Source organism: Halomonas rhizosphaerae, from assembly GCF_030012485.1.
Lineage (GTDB): Bacteria > Pseudomonadota > Gammaproteobacteria > Pseudomonadales > Halomonadaceae > Halomonas > Halomonas rhizosphaerae.
In genome coordinates, this window is sequence record NZ_JASCQQ010000013.1 from 85499 (window position 1) to 102712 (window position 17214).

The following is a 17214-nucleotide window of genomic DNA, read 5'->3' on the forward strand; positions in this document are numbered from 1 at the left end:
AAACGTGAGAGGAGCGAGCGGACATGATCGTTCGAACCCATGAGGACGCCGAAAAGAATGCCATCGACGAGGAGAAGTTCATCAGTCGACGCTATACGCTTCGCGCCGACGGGATGGGCCACTCCGTCCATGAGACCTATATCAAGCCGGGGCAGGAACTGCGCATGTGGTATCGCAACCACCGGGAGACGGTGATCTGCCTGGAGGGGGAGGGCAGCATTGAAGACCTGACCGAGGGGGGCAGGTGGGCGCTGAAACCGGGCGTCCTCTATGCCCTGGACAAGCACCAGCAGCATGTCCTCAGCAGTGAGAGGGGGATGACCGTGCTCTGCGTCTTCACGCCGGCCCTGGTCGGCCCCGAGGATCACGACGAGCAGGGCAGCTACCCGCTGTATGACGATGATGGGTCCACTCTCAGTCGCTAGTTGTGACCTCTCCAGGGTCGTGCATCCGAGCATTTTGCTGCCCGAACCTGGTGGGCAGTTCGATGCGGATGCCGACTATCACTTCGGCAGGGAGGCTGGCCTATCCTTGAAGGCAGCCCCGTCGGCCGCCGAAGCATGCCTGTCAGTTCAGTCGCGGTAACTCGAGCATCGCCCGGTTAGAGAGCGTGCGCTAGCTGGAACTGGCCAACTTGTCGAGGATTGTCTCGGCGCTGCTCTTGTCCACCACGCCCTTCTCGGTATCGACGCCGAGGTACTCCACCACGCCATCATAGGCGATCAAGGCATAGCGGAGGCTGCGGATGCCCATGCCGCCGGCCGTGGCATCCTTGTCCATGCCGATGGCACGTGTGAATTCGGCGTTGCCGTCGGCGAGCATGGTGATCGCCTGGGCATTCTGGTCCTTCTGCCAGGCGCCCATCACGAAGGCATCGTTCACCGAGAGGCAGGCGAGGGCATCGACCCCCTTGGCGAGGATGTCATCGGCGCGGACCACGAAGCCGGGCATGTGAGTGTTGGAGCAGCCAGGCGTGAAGGCGCCGGGCACCGCGAACAGCACCACGCGCCGGTCGGCGAAGAACTCGCCGGTGGAGAGGTCCTGTGGCCCATCGGGGCCGTTGGTCTTGAGGGTGATGTCCGGAATCCTGTCACCGATCGAGAGTGTCATGGGGTAGGCCTTTTGGTTGATTTGAGCGTTGTTCGTGTGCCGAGGTGAGGGTCATGCCAGCGGGGGCGTGGGACGAATAAGGATCTCGTTGACATCCACGTGTTCCGGCTGACCCAGGGCATAGGTCACCGCGTTGGCGATGTCACGGTCTTCCAGGGCGTGCTCCGGGGGGTCGTCGAAGAAGGGGGTATTCACCATGCCGGGCTCGATCAGGGTCACGCGGATGCCGCTGCCGCGTAGCTCCTCACGCAGGTTGTAGCCGATCCCGCTCACCGCCCACTTGGTGGCGCCGTACATGGAGCCGGGTATGGTGGTGCGGCCGGCGGCCGAGCCTGTCAGCAGCACATGGCCACGGCTGCGGCGCAGTGCCGGCAGGGTGGCCTGCAGGGTCAGCCCCACGCCGTAGATATTGGTCAGGATCATCTCACGCCAGGCCTCGTGGTCGGCGCCACTGAAGCCTCCCGGCGAGCCGCCGCGTCCTGCGTTGGCGAACACGGCATCAATGCGACCGAAGCGTTCCATGGCCTGCTCGACCATCGCCTGCTGATCCTCCATGGCGGTGACGTCGCAGCCGATGGCGAGCACATTCTCCGGGCCCAGTTCCTCGGCCAGGGTCGTCAGCTTATCTCGGGAGCGGGCGGCCAACACCAGCTTGTAGCCTTCCCGTGAGGCGGCCCGTGCCGTGGCGGCCCCGATCCCGCTCGACGCTCCGGTAATCAGTAATACACGATGCTGCATCGTCCTCTCCTGTGCCAGTGACCCGTGAATTTCCAGCATGGCCCAGGCCAGGACACGGCTGCAATCCTGGCGCTCAACGCAACACCGCCAGTCGGTATCGAGGATATCGGAGTCGTGCCCGGTACCGGTGTGTCCTGCCATGGTGCCGCCGGCGGTGGCATCATGGCAGGACGCGGGTCAGTTCAGGGCCAGTTGCGCCTCATCCCGGTCACAGTGGAAGAAGTCCGAGCTCGCCAGCCATTCCGGATCGGGGTAGTAGGTGAACAGGTACTGGTCCTCCTTGATGCTGTCGATCAGCGGTGCGGCAACCTTCTGGCGAACCGCCGGGCAGCCGTGGCTGCGGCCGAGGCGGCCGGTCTGCTCAATGAAGGCCTCGCTGACGTAGTCGGCGCCGTGGATGACGATGGCGCGCTGGTAGGCCAGGTCGTTGACGCCGGGCTCGAGGCCCTCCAGGCGGAGCGAGTAGCCGTTACGGCCCCGGTAGCTGTTCATGGTGCGGAACAGACCGATGCTGGACTGGTGGCTTTCCGGGACGTTGGAGAAGGTCTCGGCCATGGCATTGCCGGAACCCTGGCCGTGGGAGACCAGTTCCTCGAACAACAGCCGGCGGCGCTGAAGGTCGAACACCCAGAGGCGCGGCTCGGTGGAAGGCAGCGAGAAGTCGATCACCGCCAGCCGTTTGGCGTCGGGGTCGGCGCAGGAGAGTGCACGGGCCGCCAGGCGCAGGACCCGGGGGTCCGCATCGGGCGCCAGCCGGGTCAGGGTCTGGTCGAGAGAGAACTGGCGCAGCGTATCCGGCTTGTAGGCCTGGGCCAGGAAGTCGTCGCCGGCCAGGGTGGCCGGCGTGCCCAGGAGCAGTCCGCTGCACAGGGCGATGCCGGGAAGCCATCGATTCAGGAAGGGTGTGGGCATTAGGGAAACCTGTCGTGTGGCATGCTGGGCCCGGTCGTCGGCCATTCCTGGACGGCGAGGGGAACACGTGCAAGAGGGGCCGGCTTCCCTGCGGCTCAATGTCGACCACTATTATGGCCAAGGACAACACGATGACCAGACCGCATTCTCAACGCAGGAGCCAGGACCCCATGCCCTCAGCCAGAGGATTGATGACACTGGTTCTCGTGGTGGGGATGCTGCTCTCGGTGAGTGGCTGGGCCCTCGCCGAGGAGGGCGAGGCCGCCGTGGTCGTTGCCCTCGCCGAGCGGCTAGCCGAGGAAGAGGCCGCCCTGCAGGACTTCTACGCCGCCCGTGAGGGGCGGCTCGCCTGGCAGGAGGCCGAGGCCGTCACCGGCCTTGCCGCAGCCCTGCGAAGCCTGGAGGCAGATGGCCTCAACCCGCGGGACTACCGGCCGGATGTACTGGTGGCGGGACACCGGCAGATGCGGGCCGAGGAGCAGAGGCCGGCCGCCCGGGCACGCTTCGACCTGCAGGCCAGCCGTGCCCTGCTGACGGCCCTGCGTCATCTCCAGCGCGGCAAGGTGGATCCCCACCGCATCGACCCGGACTGGGAGGTGCCCATCGATGCGCCACCCCTGGACCTGGCGGCGGTCTCGCGGGCGGTGGATGCCCGGCGCGTCGAGCGGGCCTTCGCCCAGGCGCGTCCTTCGGCGGTTCCCTACGAGCGCCTGCGCGCAGGGCTGTCCCGCTACCGCCACATCGAGCGACAGGGCGGCTGGCCGAGGCTGCCGGCCCGCCAGCAATCGCTGCGCCCGGGCGACCTCCACGACGATGTGCCGCTGCTGCGCGAGCGCCTGGCGATCATCGGCGAGCTGGAGGTGATGGTGGCCGATCTCTTTGCCGGGGACGAGTCGGCTGACGTGGCGCCACGTCGCTACAATGACGCCCTGGTGGCGGCCGTGAAGCGTTTTCAGCGTCGCCACCTGCTCGAGCCGGACGGCATCGTCGGTCCCCGTACCCGGGAGGCCCTGAACGTGCCGGTGGACGAGCGCATCGCCCAGATCCGGGTCAACCTGGAGCGCGCCCGCTGGCTGCTCCACGGGCTGCCGGACTCCTTCGTGCTGGTGGACATCGCCGGCTACCGGATCAGCTACTTCCGTCCCGACGGCGGGGTGTGGCGATCGCGCATCGTGGTGGGACGGCCCTACCGCCGCACTCCCTCTCTGCGCTCGGCGATCACTCACCTGACCCTCAACCCCACCTGGACGGTGCCGCCGACTATCCTGCGCGAGGACGTGCTGCCCAAGGTGCGCCGCGACCTCGGCTACCTGTGGCGGGAGGACCTCATGGTGCTGGGGCCTTCCGGCCAGCGACTCGATCCGCGCGAGGTCGACTGGTCACGGCCCGGCAACGTCATGCTTCGCCAGCGGCCCGGCCCGCAGAACGCCCTGGGACGCGTCGTGCTGCGCTTCCCCAACAATCACCTCGTCTACCTGCACGACACCCCGGCCCAGGGCCTCTTCGCCAGCGAGCAGCGGGCCTTCAGCTCCGGCTGCATCCGCGTGCAGGGGGTACTCGAACTGGCCCAGCACCTCTTCGATGATACCGGCACCCCCGCCCATGTGGCCTCGCTGGTCGCCGAGGGCGCGACCCGCAACATCCATCTCGAGCGTCACGTACCGGTGATCCTGCACTACTGGACGGTGCACCCGGGCGAGGATGGCGAGCTGGTCTTCCGGCCGGACGTCTACCAGCGCGATGCCACCCTGCTGTCGGCCCTGGACCGCCCCTGACCCGGTAGCGGGGCCGCTGCCGTGGCCTGGCTCAGCGGTAGCCCCTGGCCTGCAGGCGGAACAGCCGTGCGTAGCGGCCATTGGCGGCCATCAGGCTCTCATGGTCGCCTTGCTCAAGGATCTCGCCGTTGTCGATCACCAGGATCCAGTCGGCGGCGCGCACCGTCGAGAAACGGTGCGAGATCAGGATGGTCATCCGGTCGCGGCTGTGTTCCCGGAAGTCGGCATAGACGGCTGCCTCGGCCGCGGCATCCATGGCCGCCGTGGGCTCGTCGAGGACCAGGATGTCGGCGCCCTCGCGCATGTAGGCCCGGGAGAGAGCGATCTTCTGCCACTGGCCACCGGAGAGCTCCTGGCCCCCCTTGAACCAGCGCCCCAGCTGGGTGTGGTAGCCGCCGGGCATCCCGGCGATGAACTCGTCGGCCAGGCCGCGACGGGCGGCGGCTTGCCAGCGGGCCTCGTCGGTGAAGGCCGCGACATCTCCGGCCCCGAGGTTCTCGCCGACCTTCATCTGGTAGCGGACGAAGTCCTGGAAGATCACCCCGATGCGCCGGCGCAGGGCCTGGACCTCCCAGTCGCGCAGGTCACTGCCGTCGAGCAGGATCTGCCCCTCGCTGGGCTCGTAGAGGCGTGTCAGCAGCTTGATCAGGGTGGTCTTGCCCGAGCCGTTGGCGCCCACCAGGGCGAGGCTACCGCCCGGGCGCAGGTGCAGCGAGATGCCCGAGAGGGCCGGGGACTCGGCGCCGGGGTAGGTGAAGCCCACGCCCTCGAAGCGGATGCCGTCGCCGGGACGTGCCCCCGTGGTCAGGGTGCCCCTCTCGGCGGGCACCGGCTGTTCCAGGTATTCGTAGAGGTTCGAGAGGTAGAGGTTGTCCTCGTACATCCCGCCAATGGCGGTGAGGCTCGCCGAGAGTGCGGCCTGGCCCTGCTTGAAGACCATCAGGTACATGGTCATCTCGCCCAGGGTCAGTCTCCCGGTGACGGTCTCTGCCACCACCCAGGCGTAGGCGGCGTAGAAGGCCAGGGTACCCAGCAGCCCGAGCAGGAAGCCCCAGCTCTCGCGGCGAAGCGTCAGGCGGCGATCCTCGTCGTAGAGCGTCTCGAAGATGCTCCGGTAGCGCTCAAGCAGCAGCGGCTCAAGCCCGAACAGCTTGACCTCCTTGATGCTGTCCTCCCTGGCCAGCACCGTCTCCAGGTACATCTGCATGCGGGTCTGCGGCGAGCGCCAGCGGAACAGCCGGAAGGCATCGCCGGAGAACTTGGCCTCCGAAATGAACACCGGCAGGGCGCCGATCACCAGCACCAGCAGCGCCCAGGGCGAGAACTGCACCAACAGCACGCCGAAACTGGCCAGCGAGATGGCGTTCTGGGCGAGGCCAAAGGTCTTGTTGACCAGGCCCAGCGGGCGCGTCGAGGCCTCGCGGCGGGCCCGGGTCAGCTTGTCGTAGAACTCGGAGTCCTCGAACTGCTCGAGCGAGAGGGTGCCGGCCTTCTCGAGGATCATCACGTTGACCTTCTGGCCGAGAAGGGCGCGCAGCAGCGACTGCTGAGCCGAGAGGCCGCGCTGAGCCAGGGCGATGGTGGCGATCACGCCCGCCTCGGCCAGCACGTAGCGCAGCACCCCCCACCAGTCGACCTCCCCGGTGTCGCGATGCAGTGCCATTGCCGCGACCACGGCATCGACGATCAGCTGGCCGATCCAGGCCGCCACCGCGGGCAGGACCCCGGCGACCAGGGTGCAGAGCGCGAGCCCCAGGGTCAGCGGGCGGGAGGTCTGCCAGACCAGCGCCAGGGCACGGTGGCTATAGCGAAAGACGCCGAGGAAGCTCGCCAGGCGGCGCTCGGGCGGCGCGGCCGGTCGGGGATGGGCATGGGGTGAGGACATGCCGAGGGGCTCCGATCCGTGGGGGCGCCAGTGTACCCCGGTGGGGCCTCCGGCAGTAGGCGCGGCACCCCTGAACGACCGCGCCCCGCTCGAGGGCGGGGCGCGGAGAGGCGGTGGCGGCGAGGGTCAGCCCCCGTCGTCGGTCGTTTCCACCTCGCCGGTGCTGGCGACCACGGTGCCGGTCTCGCCGCTCTGCAGGGCGGCCAGCACGGGCTCTGCCTGGCGCTGGAAGGCCACCAGCTGCTCGCCCTGGAGGCTCTGGTTCTCGGGCAGGGCGACCTTCATGGCATTCACCTGGCTGTTGTTGACCAGGACCTCGTAGTGCAGGTGAGGGCCGGTGCTGCGCCCGGTGTTGCCGGACAGCGCGATGCGCTCGCCCATCGCAACGCGCTGGCCGTTGCTGACCAGGGGCTTGGAGAGGTGCAGGTAGCGGGTCTTGTAGCCATTGTCATGGCGGATCACCACGTAGCGGCCGGCCGCCGGATGGTTACCGACCTTCTCCACGCGGCCGTTGGCGGGCGACTGGACGGCGGTGCCGATCGGCATGGCGAAGTCGGTGCCCTTGTGGGGACTGATGCGGCCGGTGACCGGGTGCTTGCGGCGCGGATTGAAGTGCGAGCTCAGCCGGTAGCGACCGTCGAAGGGGTAACGGTTGAAGGCCGGGTCGAGGCTCTCGCCGTCCGGCGTGTAGAAGCGATTGTCATCCGCGTTGCGCACGAGGGTGAGATTCATGCGCTCGCCTGCGTACTCCACCGCCAGCACCCGTGGGTCGAGGCTCTCGCCGTCGATGATGTCGGACTCCACCAGCACCTGAAAACGATCGCCGCGACGGGTGTCGCGGCGGAAGTCGAGTTTCTTTTCCAGGACCCGGGAGAGTTCCGAGACCTCGGCGCTGGTCAGGCCGGTGGCCTTGGCCGAGCGTGCGAAGCTGCCGCTGATGCTGCCGGCGAAGAGGCGCTGGGTGGCCTCGCCGGCGCGTTCGATGGTGGCGACCTCGAAGCCCTCCTCCTGCCGCTCGACCAGGAAGCCGTCCCGGGCGTTCTTCATCAGGCGCAGCGCGAGCAGGCGACCCTCTTCGTCGAGCTGGTACTCGAAGCGGTTGCCCTGCCGCCAGTGGGTCAGGAGCCGAGGCTCGGGCAGGCCCTCCAGCAGGTTCATCACCTCGCGGTAGCCCATGCCGAGGTGCTTCTGCGCCATGATCGCGAAGGTATCGCCCGCCTGGACCTCGTAGGTGGTCCACTCCGGCACGAAGGGCTCGCTGGCGGCAATCTCCTCCTCCAGCTGGATCGGCCCCTCGTCGAACAGTTCGAGCTCGTCCTCGGAGATCTCCTCGTAGGAGGTGGCATCGGCCACCAGCCCGCCATCGTGATCGAGCATGCCGCCGGCGATGGTCCCGATGACCACGGCCATGTGCAGGGCCCCATCATCGAGGCTGGCAACGCCATCCGTCAGTATCCCGGTGTCACCCTGCTGGGCGCCGGGGCGCTGGGCGGGCAGGGCGAGGGTCTCGGGAATCCCGGGGTCGGCACGGCTGGCCTTGGCCGAGCTGACCAGGTCGATATCGACGATTTCCGAGGCGGTGAGCTCGGAGAGCGGGACATGGCCTCGTGTGGCGTCGAGGGCACGGCTGGCCATCTCGATGGCATCGGCGACCGGCGTCCGCTCCGTGCGCAGCGAGGGCAGACCAGGGCTGGCATCGGCCTCGAGGGGGACAAGAACGGTGTCGAGCGTCTGGCTGTCACGCTGGACATCTTCGAAGGAGGTGACGATCTTCTGTGCGCCCAGCACGGTGACCATGGTGGCAACGGGTAACAGCAACAGCTTGTGGGTGCGGGGCAGCGAATGGAGGATTCGCATCATGGGTAACGGGCCGTGACAGATGAAAAGGAGATAAATAAGTGGCATCAGAACCATACCCCATGATGCATGGGATGCCTAGTCTGTACGGACATACAGCAATGAACCGCCACCCGCCCCTTGTGGAAGAGGGCGTCGGTGCGGGAGCGCGAACGCTGTTTGTTAAGTGGGCATTGGACACGCCGGGCCGGGGAATTTCAACCCCCGGTCCGGGTAGCTGTCGTTCAACCGGTGAGGGTGCCGTCGCGGTACTCTCTCAGCGCCTGCTCCAGTTCGGCGTGTGCGTTCATCACGAAGGGGCCGTAGTGGGCAATCGGCTCGCCATGGGGTTCGCCGGCGAGCAGCAGGGCCTCGGCGCCCTCGCGGCTGGTCAGCGATAGCCGCTCGCCGCTGCCGAGGCGGGCGAGTCGGCCCTGGGGCACCGGGGTGTCGGCGATCTCGAGGCTGCCCTTGAAGACGTACACCAGCAGGGTGGTGGCCGCGGCGGCCAGCGCCAGCTCGCCGCCTGCCGCCAGCCGTGCATGGGCCACCGCGCCCTGGCCGGCCAAGGCCTCCAGGGGACCCCTCACGCTCTCGCCGGCGGCGTCCTGCCAGCGCCCTCCCAGGGCGACGAGGGTGGCGTCCTTGCCGCTCAGCGTCGGCATCTCTGCGGCGGGCACGTCGCGGTAGGTCGCCGGGCTCAGCTTGTCCCGGGCCGCCAGGTTCAGCCACAGCTGGAAGGCATGGAGGCCCTGCTGGTCGGTCAGCGGCATCTCCGAATGGATGATCCCGCGGCCGGTGTGCATCCACTGAGCATCGCCGGCCCGGATGGTGCTCGAGTGGCCCAGGTGATCCTCGTGGGTCAGGCCGCCGTGGATCACGTAGGTCAGGGTCTGGATGCCGCGATGGGGATGGGGCGGGAAGCCGCCGATGTAGTCATCCGGCCGGTCGGAGCCCAGCTCGTCGAGCATCAGGAAGGGGTCGAGTCCTCCGCCGAAGTCATGGATGCGCTGGATCCTGACGCCGTCGCCGTCCTGGCTCGGCTGGCTGGTCACCAGCTGGTCGACCTGACGGGTGGTGTGGGTGGGGGCCATGGCCTGTCTCCGCATGTGAAAGGTTTGACTGGCATTTTAGGACGGGTTTTTCGAAAATTAAGCGCAACGTTTCGCTCTATAAATTCGAGGAATTCGAAATGTCCCATGTCACCCTGGCCCAATGGCAGATGCTGGCGGCCGTGGTCGACCATGGCGGCTTTGCCCGTGCCGCCGAGGCGATCCACAAGAGCCCCTCGACCCTGAACCACGCCGTGCACAAGCTTGAGGAGCAGCTCGGGGTGGCGGTGATGGAGCCGGTGGGCCGGCAGGTGCGTCTCACCGAGGCCGGCGAGCTGTTGCTGCGCCGTGCCCGCCAGCTGCTCGAGAATGCTGCCTCGCTGGAGGATGTGGCGACGCGCCTGGCCGAAGGGCTCGAGGCAGAGGTGGTGCTGGCCGTCGACCAGATCTTCCCCCCCGATGCCCTGGCCCGGGCCCTGGAGGCCTTCTCGGCGGCCTATCCCCACGTGCGCGTGCAACTCCACGAGACGGTGCTCAACGGCGGCATCGAGATGCTCTATGACGCCAGTGCCGACCTGGTGGTCTCGGGCATCTCGGCCCAGGGCTTCCTGGGCGAGCCGCTGGTCAGGGTGCACTTCGTCGCCGTGGCCCACCCCGAGCACCCGCTGCATCGCCTGGGTCGCCCGCTCGACCTGCGCGACCTGGAGCAGCACCGGCAACTGGTGGTGCGCGACTCCGCGCTGCGCCAGTCCATGGATGCCGGTTGGCTCAAGGCGGAACAGCGCTGGACGGTGAGCCACCTGCAGACCTCCATCGACATGCTCGAGCGGGGCCTGGGCTTCGCCTGGATTCCCGAGACCCGCCTTCGCCAGGCACTGGCCGAGGGGCGTCTCGCGCAGCTGCCGCTGGCCGCCGGTGGCAGCCGCGAGTATCCGGTGCAGTTGATCCATCGCGACCGGGACCGGGCGGGCCCGGCGACCCATGTCCTTGCCGAGGCCCTGAAGGTGGCGGTGGCGGCCTGCCCGCCGGGAGAACCATTCGAAGCCGTCGAATGATGGGGCGAAAAACCTGCGCTTGAGCGTCGATGGTTTCGCCGTATGCTGGGCGCATCCTCGTTATCGAGCACTCGCTCACCAGCATGCAAGGAGATGATCCATGGGGCTTCTGATCGACGGCACCTGGCACGACCAGTGGTACGACACCGACAAGCACGGCGGCGAGTTCGTGCGTGAGTCCGCCAAGCTGCGCGACTGGATCACCCCGGACGGCAGCCCGGGACCCGATGGCCAGCCGGGGCTGCTTGCCGAGACGGGCCGCTACCACCTCTATGTGTCGCTGGCCTGTCCCTGGGCGCATCGTGTGCTGATCATGCGCCGGCTCAAGGGACTCGAGTCGGCCATCGGGGTCTCCCATGTCAGCCCGCTGATGCTCGACCAGGGCTGGAGCTATCGGGAGGACGAGGGCTCGAGCGGTGATCCGCTCAACGGCGTGGACTTCCACCACCAGCTCTACACCCTGACCGACCCGCACTACACGGGGCGGGTCACCGTGCCGGCGCTCTGGGACACGCAGTCGGGACGCATCATCAATAACGAGTCCGCGGACATGTTGAGGATGCTCGATGGCGCCTTCGACGAAGTGACCGGCAACCGCCTGGACCTCTATCCCGAAGACCTGCGCGAGACCATCGATGCGGTGAACGCCGACGTCTACGACCACATCAACAACGGCGTCTACAAGTCCGGCTTCGCCACCGAGCAGTCGGTCTACGAGAAGCACGTGGTGGCGCTGTTCGAGGCGCTCGACCGCATGGAGGCGCGCCTGGCGGAGCACCGCTATCTGGCCGGCGAGTGGTTCACCGAGGCCGACATCCGGCTGTTCACCACTCTGATTCGCTTCGATGCCGTCTATCACGGCCATTTCAAGTGCAACCTGAGGCGCATCGAGGACTACCCGAACCTCGCCAATTACGTCCGCGAGCTCTACCAGTGGCCGGGCATCGCCGAGACGGTGGACTTCGACCACATCAAGCGCCACTACTATGTCAGCCACGACACCATCAACCCGACCGGCATCGTGCCCTACGGCCCGCTGCTCGGCCTCGACCGGCCCCATGATCGCGAACGGCTACCGGGCAAGGGGATCCGGGAGAAGGGGTAGGTTTCCTGTAGGCGCAAAGCCTACCCGGTGGCTCCGCACCCTTGTGGGAGCGCTGCTGGCAGCGCGATCCGTCGCGAAGCGGCGGCCTTGGCTGCGCCCCCATCGCTTTGCAAGCAAAGCTCCCACGACAACCTGACCAGTGGCTCCTCAGCCTATGGGGGAAAGTCGATCCGGTGGCTCTGCACCCTTGTGGGAGCGCTGCTGGCAGCGCGATCCGTCGCGAAGCGGCGGCCTGATCTGTGCGCTTCGCGTTCAGAGGTGGACTAGCGACGAGAGCTCTTTGCCAACCACCGATCCAACGCATTGGCGAACTCGCGGCGGTCGCTGTCGGAGTAGCCGCCGGGGCCGCCGGTGTGCTCGCCGCTGGCTCTCAATGTCTCCATGAAGTCCCTCATCTGTACCCGGGCGCGGATATTGTTCGCATCCAGTGCCTCGCCGCGGGTGGTCATCACCCCGGCGCCGCGCTCGATGGCCTCCAGGGCCAGCGGCAGGTCCGAGGTGATCAGCAGGTCGCCCCGGGCGATGCGCTCGACGATCTCGTTGTCGGCGGCATCGAAGCCCTGGCTCACCGCCAGGCCCTTGACCCACCGTGAGGGCGGCAGCGGCACCGCGTGGTTGGCCACGAACCAGGTCGGTGTGGCGGTACGTTCGGCGGCGCGCACGATGATCTCGCGCGCCACCCTGGGGCAGGCATCGGCATCGACCCACAGATTCGGCATGCAGCACTCCCGCGGGGTAGGGGCCTAGAAAAGGCTGGTCAGTGGCAGTCGACGATGGTAGCATGCGCGCTCCTCGCATGTGTTGACCCCACCATCATGACGACGCCACGCTGCCTCAGGCAGGTGGGCGCCGAAACGCCGGGCTCAGTGACGCAAGCACTGATCCACGCGCGTTCGAATTGTGTAGATGGAGCGCCACCGAGATCACGCCACCCGGGCGAGATCGGCGCAAATGGTCGCCACAGCGGTTCACGGGCCATCCCCGATGGCGTGGACCGAATGCCAGGTGCGACCGGCGTCCCCGACTCCGATTTCCTCATCTGACGATCCGTTTGACGGAACGCGGATGCCTGAGCGTGTTGCACGCGTCAGGGACGCCACTGAATTTCTGCCGGCCCCGTCGGCCTACCAAGGTGTGATTAATGACCTCGACTTCTGTCGCCTCGCCGAGCTTCGGCGATCTGGCCCTGCTGCCCGCCGTTCTCTCTGCCGTGGAATCCCAGGGCTACGAGACCCCGTCACCGATCCAGGCGCAGACCATCCCTGCGCTGCTGGAAGGACGTGACATGCTGGGCCAGGCCCAGACCGGCACCGGCAAGACCGCTGCCTTCGCCCTGCCGCTACTGTCTCGCCTCGAGCTGACCCGCCGCGAGCCCCAGGTGCTGGTGCTGGCGCCGACCCGCGAGCTGGCCCAGCAGGTGGCCGTTTCCTTCAGCAAGTACGGCCAGAACCTCAAGGGTCTCGAGGTCGCCACCCTGTGCGGCGGCCAGGAGTACCGCGAGCAGCTCTCCGCGCTGCGTCGTGGCGCCCAGGTGGTGGTGGGCACCCCGGGCCGGGTCATCGATCACCTGGATCGCGGCAGCCTCAAGCTCGACGGCCTCTCCGCCCTGGTGCTCGACGAGGCCGACGAGATGCTGCGCATGGGCTTCATCGACGACGTCAAGCGCGTGGTGGCCGACACCCCGAAGGACGCCCAGCGGGTCTTCTTCTCCGCCACCCTGCCGGCCGAGATCGAGCGCATCGTCAATCGCTACCTGGTCGATCCGGTCAAGGTGGCCATCGAGTCCAAGGTCGGGACCGCCGCCAGCATCGAACAGCGCATGGTGCGGGTCGACGGTGGCGCCAAGCAGGAGGCGCTGGCGCGTATCCTCGAGGTCGAGCCGGTCGACGGGGCCATCGTCTTCGTGCGTACCCGGGCCGCCTGCACCACCCTGATGGAGCAGCTCTCCGCCCGCGGCATGAACGTCGCCAGTCTCTCCGGTGACCTGGATCAGAGCCTGCGTGAGCGCACCATCACGCGCCTCAAGCGTGGCAAGATCGACATACTCATCGCCACCGACGTGGCCGCCCGCGGCCTGGACGTGTCGCGCCTGACCCACATCATCAACTATGACCTGCCCCAGGATGCCGAGGCCTACACCCACCGCATCGGCCGTACCGGCCGTGCCGGGCGCACCGGCATCGCCATCACCTTCGTCGGCTTCCGCGAAGGCCGCAAGGTGGGCTGGCTCGAACAGGCCACCGGCCAGAAGATGAGCGAGATGGCGGTGCCCGACGAGGCTGCCATCCGCGCCCACCGCGACGAGATGTTCCACCAGCGCGTGGTCGCTGCCCTGACCGCTGGTGCCGACGAGCAGCTCGCCCTGGTCGAGCGGATGATCGAGGAGGGGCACGACCCCATCGAGCTGGCCTGTGCCTTCGCGCGCATGGCGCGTGCCGACGAGGCGCCCATCGGTCGCCTTCAGGCACCGCGTGCCGAGCGCAACGACCGCAACCCGCGCGACGCCAAGCCGAAGCGTCGCGACAGTGCACCGCGTGAGGGCATGACCCGCTATCGTGTCGCCGTGGGCCACCAGGATGGCGTCAAGCCCGGCCAGCTGGTCGGGGCACTCGCCAACGAGGGCGGCATCGAGGGCAGCCGCATCGGCCGCATCGACATCCGCACCGCCTTCTCGGTGGTCGAGCTGCCGAGCTCGCTGCCGGAGAGCATTCTGAGCAAGATGGCCCGCGCCCGCGTCGCCGGTCGTCCGCTGGAGATCAGCGAGGACAAGGGCGCGCCCGAGCGCGCCCCGCGTCGTCGCCAGGACGGTGACGCGCCGATTCGCCGTCGCACCAGCGCCTGATCGCGGCCGGGCATGAGCCCGGCCCGTAATGCCAAGGCCCTCGCACCACCAGGTGCGGGGGCCTTTTGCATTCGGCGACTGATCCGCTCCTCGCCCGGCCTCAGGCCTGGGGCGTTGTCTCGCGGGCCCTGGCCGCCAGGAGGGCGAAGCGCGACAGCAGGCCGGTTGCCTCGGGCGTGGCAGTCACGTCGGCGATCAGGCGCTCCGGCGCCTCGCCCTGGTCTCGCAGGGCCTCCCGCTGGTGCGCGAGATAGGCGCGCATCACCGCCGGGGTGAACTCCGGATGGAACTGCACGCTCCACTGGCGAGGACCATGACGCAGCGCCTGGTGCGGGTCGTGGGCATTGGCCGCCAGCACGCAGGCCTCGGCCGGTGCCGTGAGGACGGTCTGGGCGTGGCTCAGGTGGGCGCGGAACCTGGTCGGCAGGCTCCCCAGCAGGGGATCCCGGCGACCGGCCTCGGTCAGGGCGATCTCGCGGGTGCCGGATTCCCGGCCCGCGGGGTGGAAGTCGCTGGTGCCGCCGAAGGCCGCAGCCATCAGCTGGTGGCCGTAGCAGACGCCGAGCATGGCGATGTCGCGGGCACGCGCCTCGACCAGCCAAGGCCTGAGTGCCTCGCTCCACGGCTCGGCGTGGCTGACCATGGCGTGGGAACCGGTGATCAGCAGGCCGTCGATGTCGTCGAGATCCGGCAGAACAGAGGCGCGTGGGGCATCGAAAACCCGCACCGATGGGGCGGCCGGCGAGTCCACCAGCACCCGCCGGAAGAGGGTCTCGAAGTCGCCGTGGTCGCGAGCCACGTCGGAAAAGCTGTCTCCGGTCTTGACGATCAGCAGGCGGGGCATGGGGGCTCCAGGCAGCGGGTAGCAGGGAGCCGGCATTCTACTTTCGTTGCAGCCGCTCGCCCAGTGCCGCCATGAAGGCCTTGCCCGCCTCGAGCTGCTCGATGTCGATATACTCGTCGGGCTGGTGGGCCTGGCCGATGCTCCCCGGGCCGCAGATCACCGTGGGGAGTCCCTCGCGCTGGAACTGCCCGGCCTCGGTGGCATAGGCCACGGCACCGGCAGGGCGCTCGTCGAGCAGGTCGCGGCACAGCGCGAGCACCTCGGCGTTGTTGTCGTCGGCGAGTGCCGGCACCGTGGTGTTCAGCGCCTCGGTCACGATGGCGGCATCCGGCGCGCGCCTGCGCATCTCGGCCTCCAGCCCGGCCGCGGTGTCGTTCACCCGCGCGAGCAGCTCCTCGAAGCGATCCGACGGTAGATGGCGAATCTCCCACTCGAAGGTGCATTCCCGGGCCATGATGTTGATCGCCGTGCCGCCCTGGATCTTGCCGACGTGCAGGCTCGAGTGCACCACGTTGAAAGCCTCGTCCACGCGCCCCTCGGCCTTGAGTTCGGCCATCACGTCCTCGATCCGCGTCACCAGGCGGGCGGCCACGTGGATCGCCGAGACCCCCTGATTCACCTGGCTGGAGTGGGCGGCGCGGCCGGTCACGGTGGTGCGCAGGTTGGTGGCTCCCTTGTGGGCCACTACCGGGTGCATCATGGTCGGCTCGCCGACGATCACCGCCGCGGGGCGAGGGTGGTCGGCCAGCAGCCGCTCGATCATCCGCGGGGCGCCGATGCAGCCCACCTCCTCGTCGTAGGAGAACGCCAGCCAGATCGGCGTCGCCAGCTCCTGCGTCACCCAGCGAGGAACTTCCGCCAGCGCGCAGGCGATGAAGCCCTTCATGTCGCAGGTGCCGCGGCCATAGAGCCGGCCATCGCCCTTGTCGATCAGGGTGAAGGGGTCGGTGGACCAAGGCTGCCCATCCACCGGCACCACGTCGGTATGGCCGGAGAGCACCACGCCGCCGGCCACGGCGGGGCCGATGCGCGCCAGCAGGTTGGCCTTGCGGCCGTCGTCGCTTTCCACCCGCCAATGCGCCACGCCGTGGTCGTCGAGCCAACCCTCGACCCATTCGATCAAGGCCAGGTTGGAGTCCCGCGAGACGGTGGCGAAGCCCACCAGGCGGTCGAGTATCTCGGCGGCGGTCATGATCAGGCTCCCGGGTAACAGTGTCGGCCAAGCCTAACACGGCTGGTCGGGCGGCTGGACCGCCCCTCTCCTCTCCGGGCGAGGGGTAGCTTATGCTGTGGGAAAGCCGCAGGAGACGACCATGGATTCACGGGTGGAGAAACGCGCCTCTGACGGCTCGCCGGGCGGCGAGTCATGCCGCAAGGGAGAGAAGCTCAGCGATCGGGTCTATGGCGACATCATCGATCGCATCATCAACCGCGACTTTGCGGAAGGCGAGCGTCTGCCCTCGGAAGAGCAGCTGGCGTGCCGCTACGGCGTGTCCCGCCCGATCGTGCGCGAGGCCCTGGCCCGGTTGCGCGATGATGGCCTGGTGCGCTCGCATCGCGGCTCCGGCAGCTTCGTCCAGCGTCGTCCCGACCGGGCCATGCTCGAGTTCGCCCCGCTGGAGAGCCTGGCAGACATCCAGCGCTGCTTCGAGTTCCGGGTCGCCGTCGAGTCCGAGGCCGCCCGCCTGGCGGCGCTCAAGGCCACCCGCGAGGACCGCACGGTGCTCACTCGGGCGCTGGCACTGCTCGAACAGCGCATCCGCGATAACGCCCTGGGGGTGGATGCCGACTTCGGCTTCCATCTCGCCATCGCCCGGGCCACCCACAACCGCTTCTTCTCCGACACCCTGCTCTCGCTCGAGGCGGCGATCACCTATGGCCAGAACCTGGCACGCGGGCTCGGCCTGAGGCGCCCGGAGCACCATGTCCCGGAGGTCCAGCAGGAGCATCGCGACATCCACGACAGCATCCTGGCCGGCGACGAGGAGCGGGCCGGCCGGTGCATGCAGCGCCACCTGCGCAATTCTCGGCGACGGGTCTTCGAGGGATGACGTTCTTGA

At 68.1% G+C, this 17214-nt stretch carries 15 protein-coding genes; 6 read left to right on the forward strand and 9 right to left on the reverse strand.

Going from position 1 to position 17214, the window contains the following annotated elements; genetic code table 11:
* Positions 1-23 precede the first annotated feature (23 nt).
* On the forward strand, positions 24-425 hold the full coding sequence (locus QLQ86_RS07910) for an ectoine synthase (protein ID WP_282816483.1): 402 nt from the start codon (positions 24-26) through the stop codon (positions 423-425).
* A gap of 190 nt (positions 426-615) precedes the next feature.
* Here the strand turns inward: QLQ86_RS07910 and QLQ86_RS07915 are convergent, their stop codons facing one another.
* The 3 genes from QLQ86_RS07915 to QLQ86_RS07925 all read right to left on the reverse strand — a co-directional run bounded on the left by QLQ86_RS07915 (position 616) and on the right by QLQ86_RS07925 (position 2760).
* Positions 616-1110 (reverse strand): peroxiredoxin, encoded by a 495-nt coding sequence (locus QLQ86_RS07915; RefSeq protein WP_282816484.1) that lies wholly within the window; start codon positions 1108-1110, stop codon positions 616-618.
* Positions 1111-1161: 51 nt separating this feature from the next.
* On the reverse strand, positions 1162-1848 hold the full coding sequence (locus tag QLQ86_RS07920; RefSeq protein ID WP_282816485.1) for an SDR family oxidoreductase: 687 nt from the start codon (positions 1846-1848) through the stop codon (positions 1162-1164).
* Between the two features lie 177 nt (positions 1849-2025).
* Entirely contained in the window at positions 2026-2760 is a 735-nt protein-coding gene (locus tag QLQ86_RS07925) for a murein L,D-transpeptidase catalytic domain family protein (RefSeq protein ID WP_282816486.1), read from the reverse strand.
* A 191-nt stretch (positions 2761-2951) separates the two neighbouring features.
* Here QLQ86_RS07925 and QLQ86_RS07930 point away from each other — a divergent pair, with 191 nt between their 5' ends.
* The gene (locus QLQ86_RS07930) at positions 2952-4535 is read left to right on the forward strand and encodes a L,D-transpeptidase family protein (RefSeq protein ID WP_282816487.1); all 1584 of its coding nucleotides are present in this window, start codon (positions 2952-2954) and stop codon (positions 4533-4535) included.
* A 31-nt stretch (positions 4536-4566) separates the two neighbouring features.
* Here the strand turns inward: QLQ86_RS07930 and QLQ86_RS07935 are convergent, their stop codons facing one another.
* The 3 genes from QLQ86_RS07935 to QLQ86_RS07945 all read right to left on the reverse strand — a co-directional run bounded on the left by QLQ86_RS07935 (position 4567) and on the right by QLQ86_RS07945 (position 9350).
* A complete protein-coding gene (locus QLQ86_RS07935; RefSeq protein ID WP_282816488.1) occupies positions 4567-6420 on the reverse strand; it encodes an ABC transporter ATP-binding protein in 1854 nt (617 codons plus the stop codon).
* Between the two features lie 126 nt (positions 6421-6546).
* The gene (locus QLQ86_RS07940) at positions 6547-8280 is read right to left on the reverse strand and encodes a peptidoglycan DD-metalloendopeptidase family protein (RefSeq protein ID WP_282816489.1); all 1734 of its coding nucleotides are present in this window, start codon (positions 8278-8280) and stop codon (positions 6547-6549) included.
* Positions 8281-8501: 221 nt separating this feature from the next.
* Positions 8502-9350, reverse strand: a complete 849-nt coding sequence (locus tag QLQ86_RS07945; RefSeq protein WP_282816490.1) for a pirin family protein — start codon at positions 9348-9350, stop codon at positions 8502-8504.
* Between the two features lie 98 nt (positions 9351-9448).
* Here QLQ86_RS07945 and QLQ86_RS07950 point away from each other — a divergent pair, with 98 nt between their 5' ends.
* Positions 9449-10363, forward strand: coding sequence for a LysR family transcriptional regulator (locus QLQ86_RS07950; protein ID WP_282816491.1), 915 nt, complete (start codon positions 9449-9451; stop codon positions 10361-10363).
* A gap of 100 nt (positions 10364-10463) precedes the next feature.
* On the forward strand, positions 10464-11468 hold the full coding sequence (locus tag QLQ86_RS07955; RefSeq protein ID WP_282816492.1) for a glutathione S-transferase family protein: 1005 nt from the start codon (positions 10464-10466) through the stop codon (positions 11466-11468).
* Positions 11469-11731: 263 nt separating this feature from the next.
* Here the strand turns inward: QLQ86_RS07955 and QLQ86_RS07960 are convergent, their stop codons facing one another.
* On the reverse strand, positions 11732-12187 hold the full coding sequence (locus tag QLQ86_RS07960; RefSeq protein WP_282816493.1) for a YaiI/YqxD family protein: 456 nt from the start codon (positions 12185-12187) through the stop codon (positions 11732-11734).
* A gap of 422 nt (positions 12188-12609) precedes the next feature.
* Between QLQ86_RS07960 and QLQ86_RS07965 the strand changes: the two genes are divergently transcribed.
* On the forward strand, positions 12610-14310 hold the full coding sequence (locus QLQ86_RS07965) for a DEAD/DEAH box helicase (protein ID WP_282816494.1): 1701 nt from the start codon (positions 12610-12612) through the stop codon (positions 14308-14310).
* A 100-nt stretch (positions 14311-14410) separates the two neighbouring features.
* On the opposite strand, the gene QLQ86_RS07970 is transcribed toward QLQ86_RS07965, so the two are convergent.
* Together QLQ86_RS07970 and argE are read right to left on the reverse strand one after the other, a co-directional pair.
* Entirely contained in the window at positions 14411-15154 is a 744-nt protein-coding gene (locus QLQ86_RS07970; RefSeq protein WP_282816495.1) for a glutamine amidotransferase, read from the reverse strand.
* Positions 15155-15191: 37 nt separating this feature from the next.
* Positions 15192-16346: an acetylornithine deacetylase gene (gene argE / locus QLQ86_RS07975; RefSeq protein WP_282816496.1), complete on the reverse strand. Its 1155-nt coding sequence runs from the start codon at positions 16344-16346 to the stop codon at positions 15192-15194.
* Between the two features lie 121 nt (positions 16347-16467).
* On the opposite strand from argE, the gene QLQ86_RS07980 reads away from it, so the two are divergent.
* Positions 16468-17205 carry a FadR/GntR family transcriptional regulator gene (locus QLQ86_RS07980; RefSeq protein ID WP_282816497.1) on the forward strand — a complete coding sequence of 246 codons (738 nt, stop codon included), beginning with the start codon at positions 16468-16470 and terminating at the stop codon, positions 17203-17205.
* The last annotated feature ends 9 nt before the right edge of the window (positions 17206-17214 follow it).

Coding starts and splice junctions, on each gene's coding strand:
- QLQ86_RS07930 (WP_282816487.1), top strand. CDS start 2,952: ATGACACTGGTTCTCGTGGTGGGGATGCTGCTCTCGGTGAGTGGCTGG.
- QLQ86_RS07955 (WP_282816492.1), top strand. CDS start 10,464: ATGGGGCTTCTGATCGACGGCACCTGGCACGACCAGTGGTACGACACC.
- QLQ86_RS07935 (WP_282816488.1), bottom strand. CDS start 6,420: ATGTCCTCACCCCATGCCCATCCCCGACCGGCCGCGCCGCCCGAGCGC.
- argE (WP_282816496.1), bottom strand. CDS start 16,346: ATGACCGCCGCCGAGATACTCGACCGCCTGGTGGGCTTCGCCACCGTC.
- QLQ86_RS07940 (WP_282816489.1), bottom strand. CDS start 8,280: ATGATGCGAATCCTCCATTCGCTGCCCCGCACCCACAAGCTGTTGCTG.
- QLQ86_RS07945 (WP_282816490.1), bottom strand. CDS start 9,350: ATGGCCCCCACCCACACCACCCGTCAGGTCGACCAGCTGGTGACCAGC.
- QLQ86_RS07970 (WP_282816495.1), bottom strand. CDS start 15,154: ATGCCCCGCCTGCTGATCGTCAAGACCGGAGACAGCTTTTCCGACGTG.
- QLQ86_RS07950 (WP_282816491.1), top strand. CDS start 9,449: ATGTCCCATGTCACCCTGGCCCAATGGCAGATGCTGGCGGCCGTGGTC.
- QLQ86_RS07910 (WP_282816483.1), top strand. CDS start 24: ATGATCGTTCGAACCCATGAGGACGCCGAAAAGAATGCCATCGACGAG.
- QLQ86_RS07965 (WP_282816494.1), top strand. CDS start 12,610: ATGACCTCGACTTCTGTCGCCTCGCCGAGCTTCGGCGATCTGGCCCTG.
- QLQ86_RS07925 (WP_282816486.1), bottom strand. CDS start 2,760: ATGCCCACACCCTTCCTGAATCGATGGCTTCCCGGCATCGCCCTGTGC.
- QLQ86_RS07960 (WP_282816493.1), bottom strand. CDS start 12,187: ATGCCGAATCTGTGGGTCGATGCCGATGCCTGCCCCAGGGTGGCGCGC.
- QLQ86_RS07915 (WP_282816484.1), bottom strand. CDS start 1,110: ATGACACTCTCGATCGGTGACAGGATTCCGGACATCACCCTCAAGACC.
- QLQ86_RS07920 (WP_282816485.1), bottom strand. CDS start 1,848: ATGCAGCATCGTGTATTACTGATTACCGGAGCGTCGAGCGGGATCGGG.
- QLQ86_RS07980 (WP_282816497.1), top strand. CDS start 16,468: ATGGATTCACGGGTGGAGAAACGCGCCTCTGACGGCTCGCCGGGCGGC.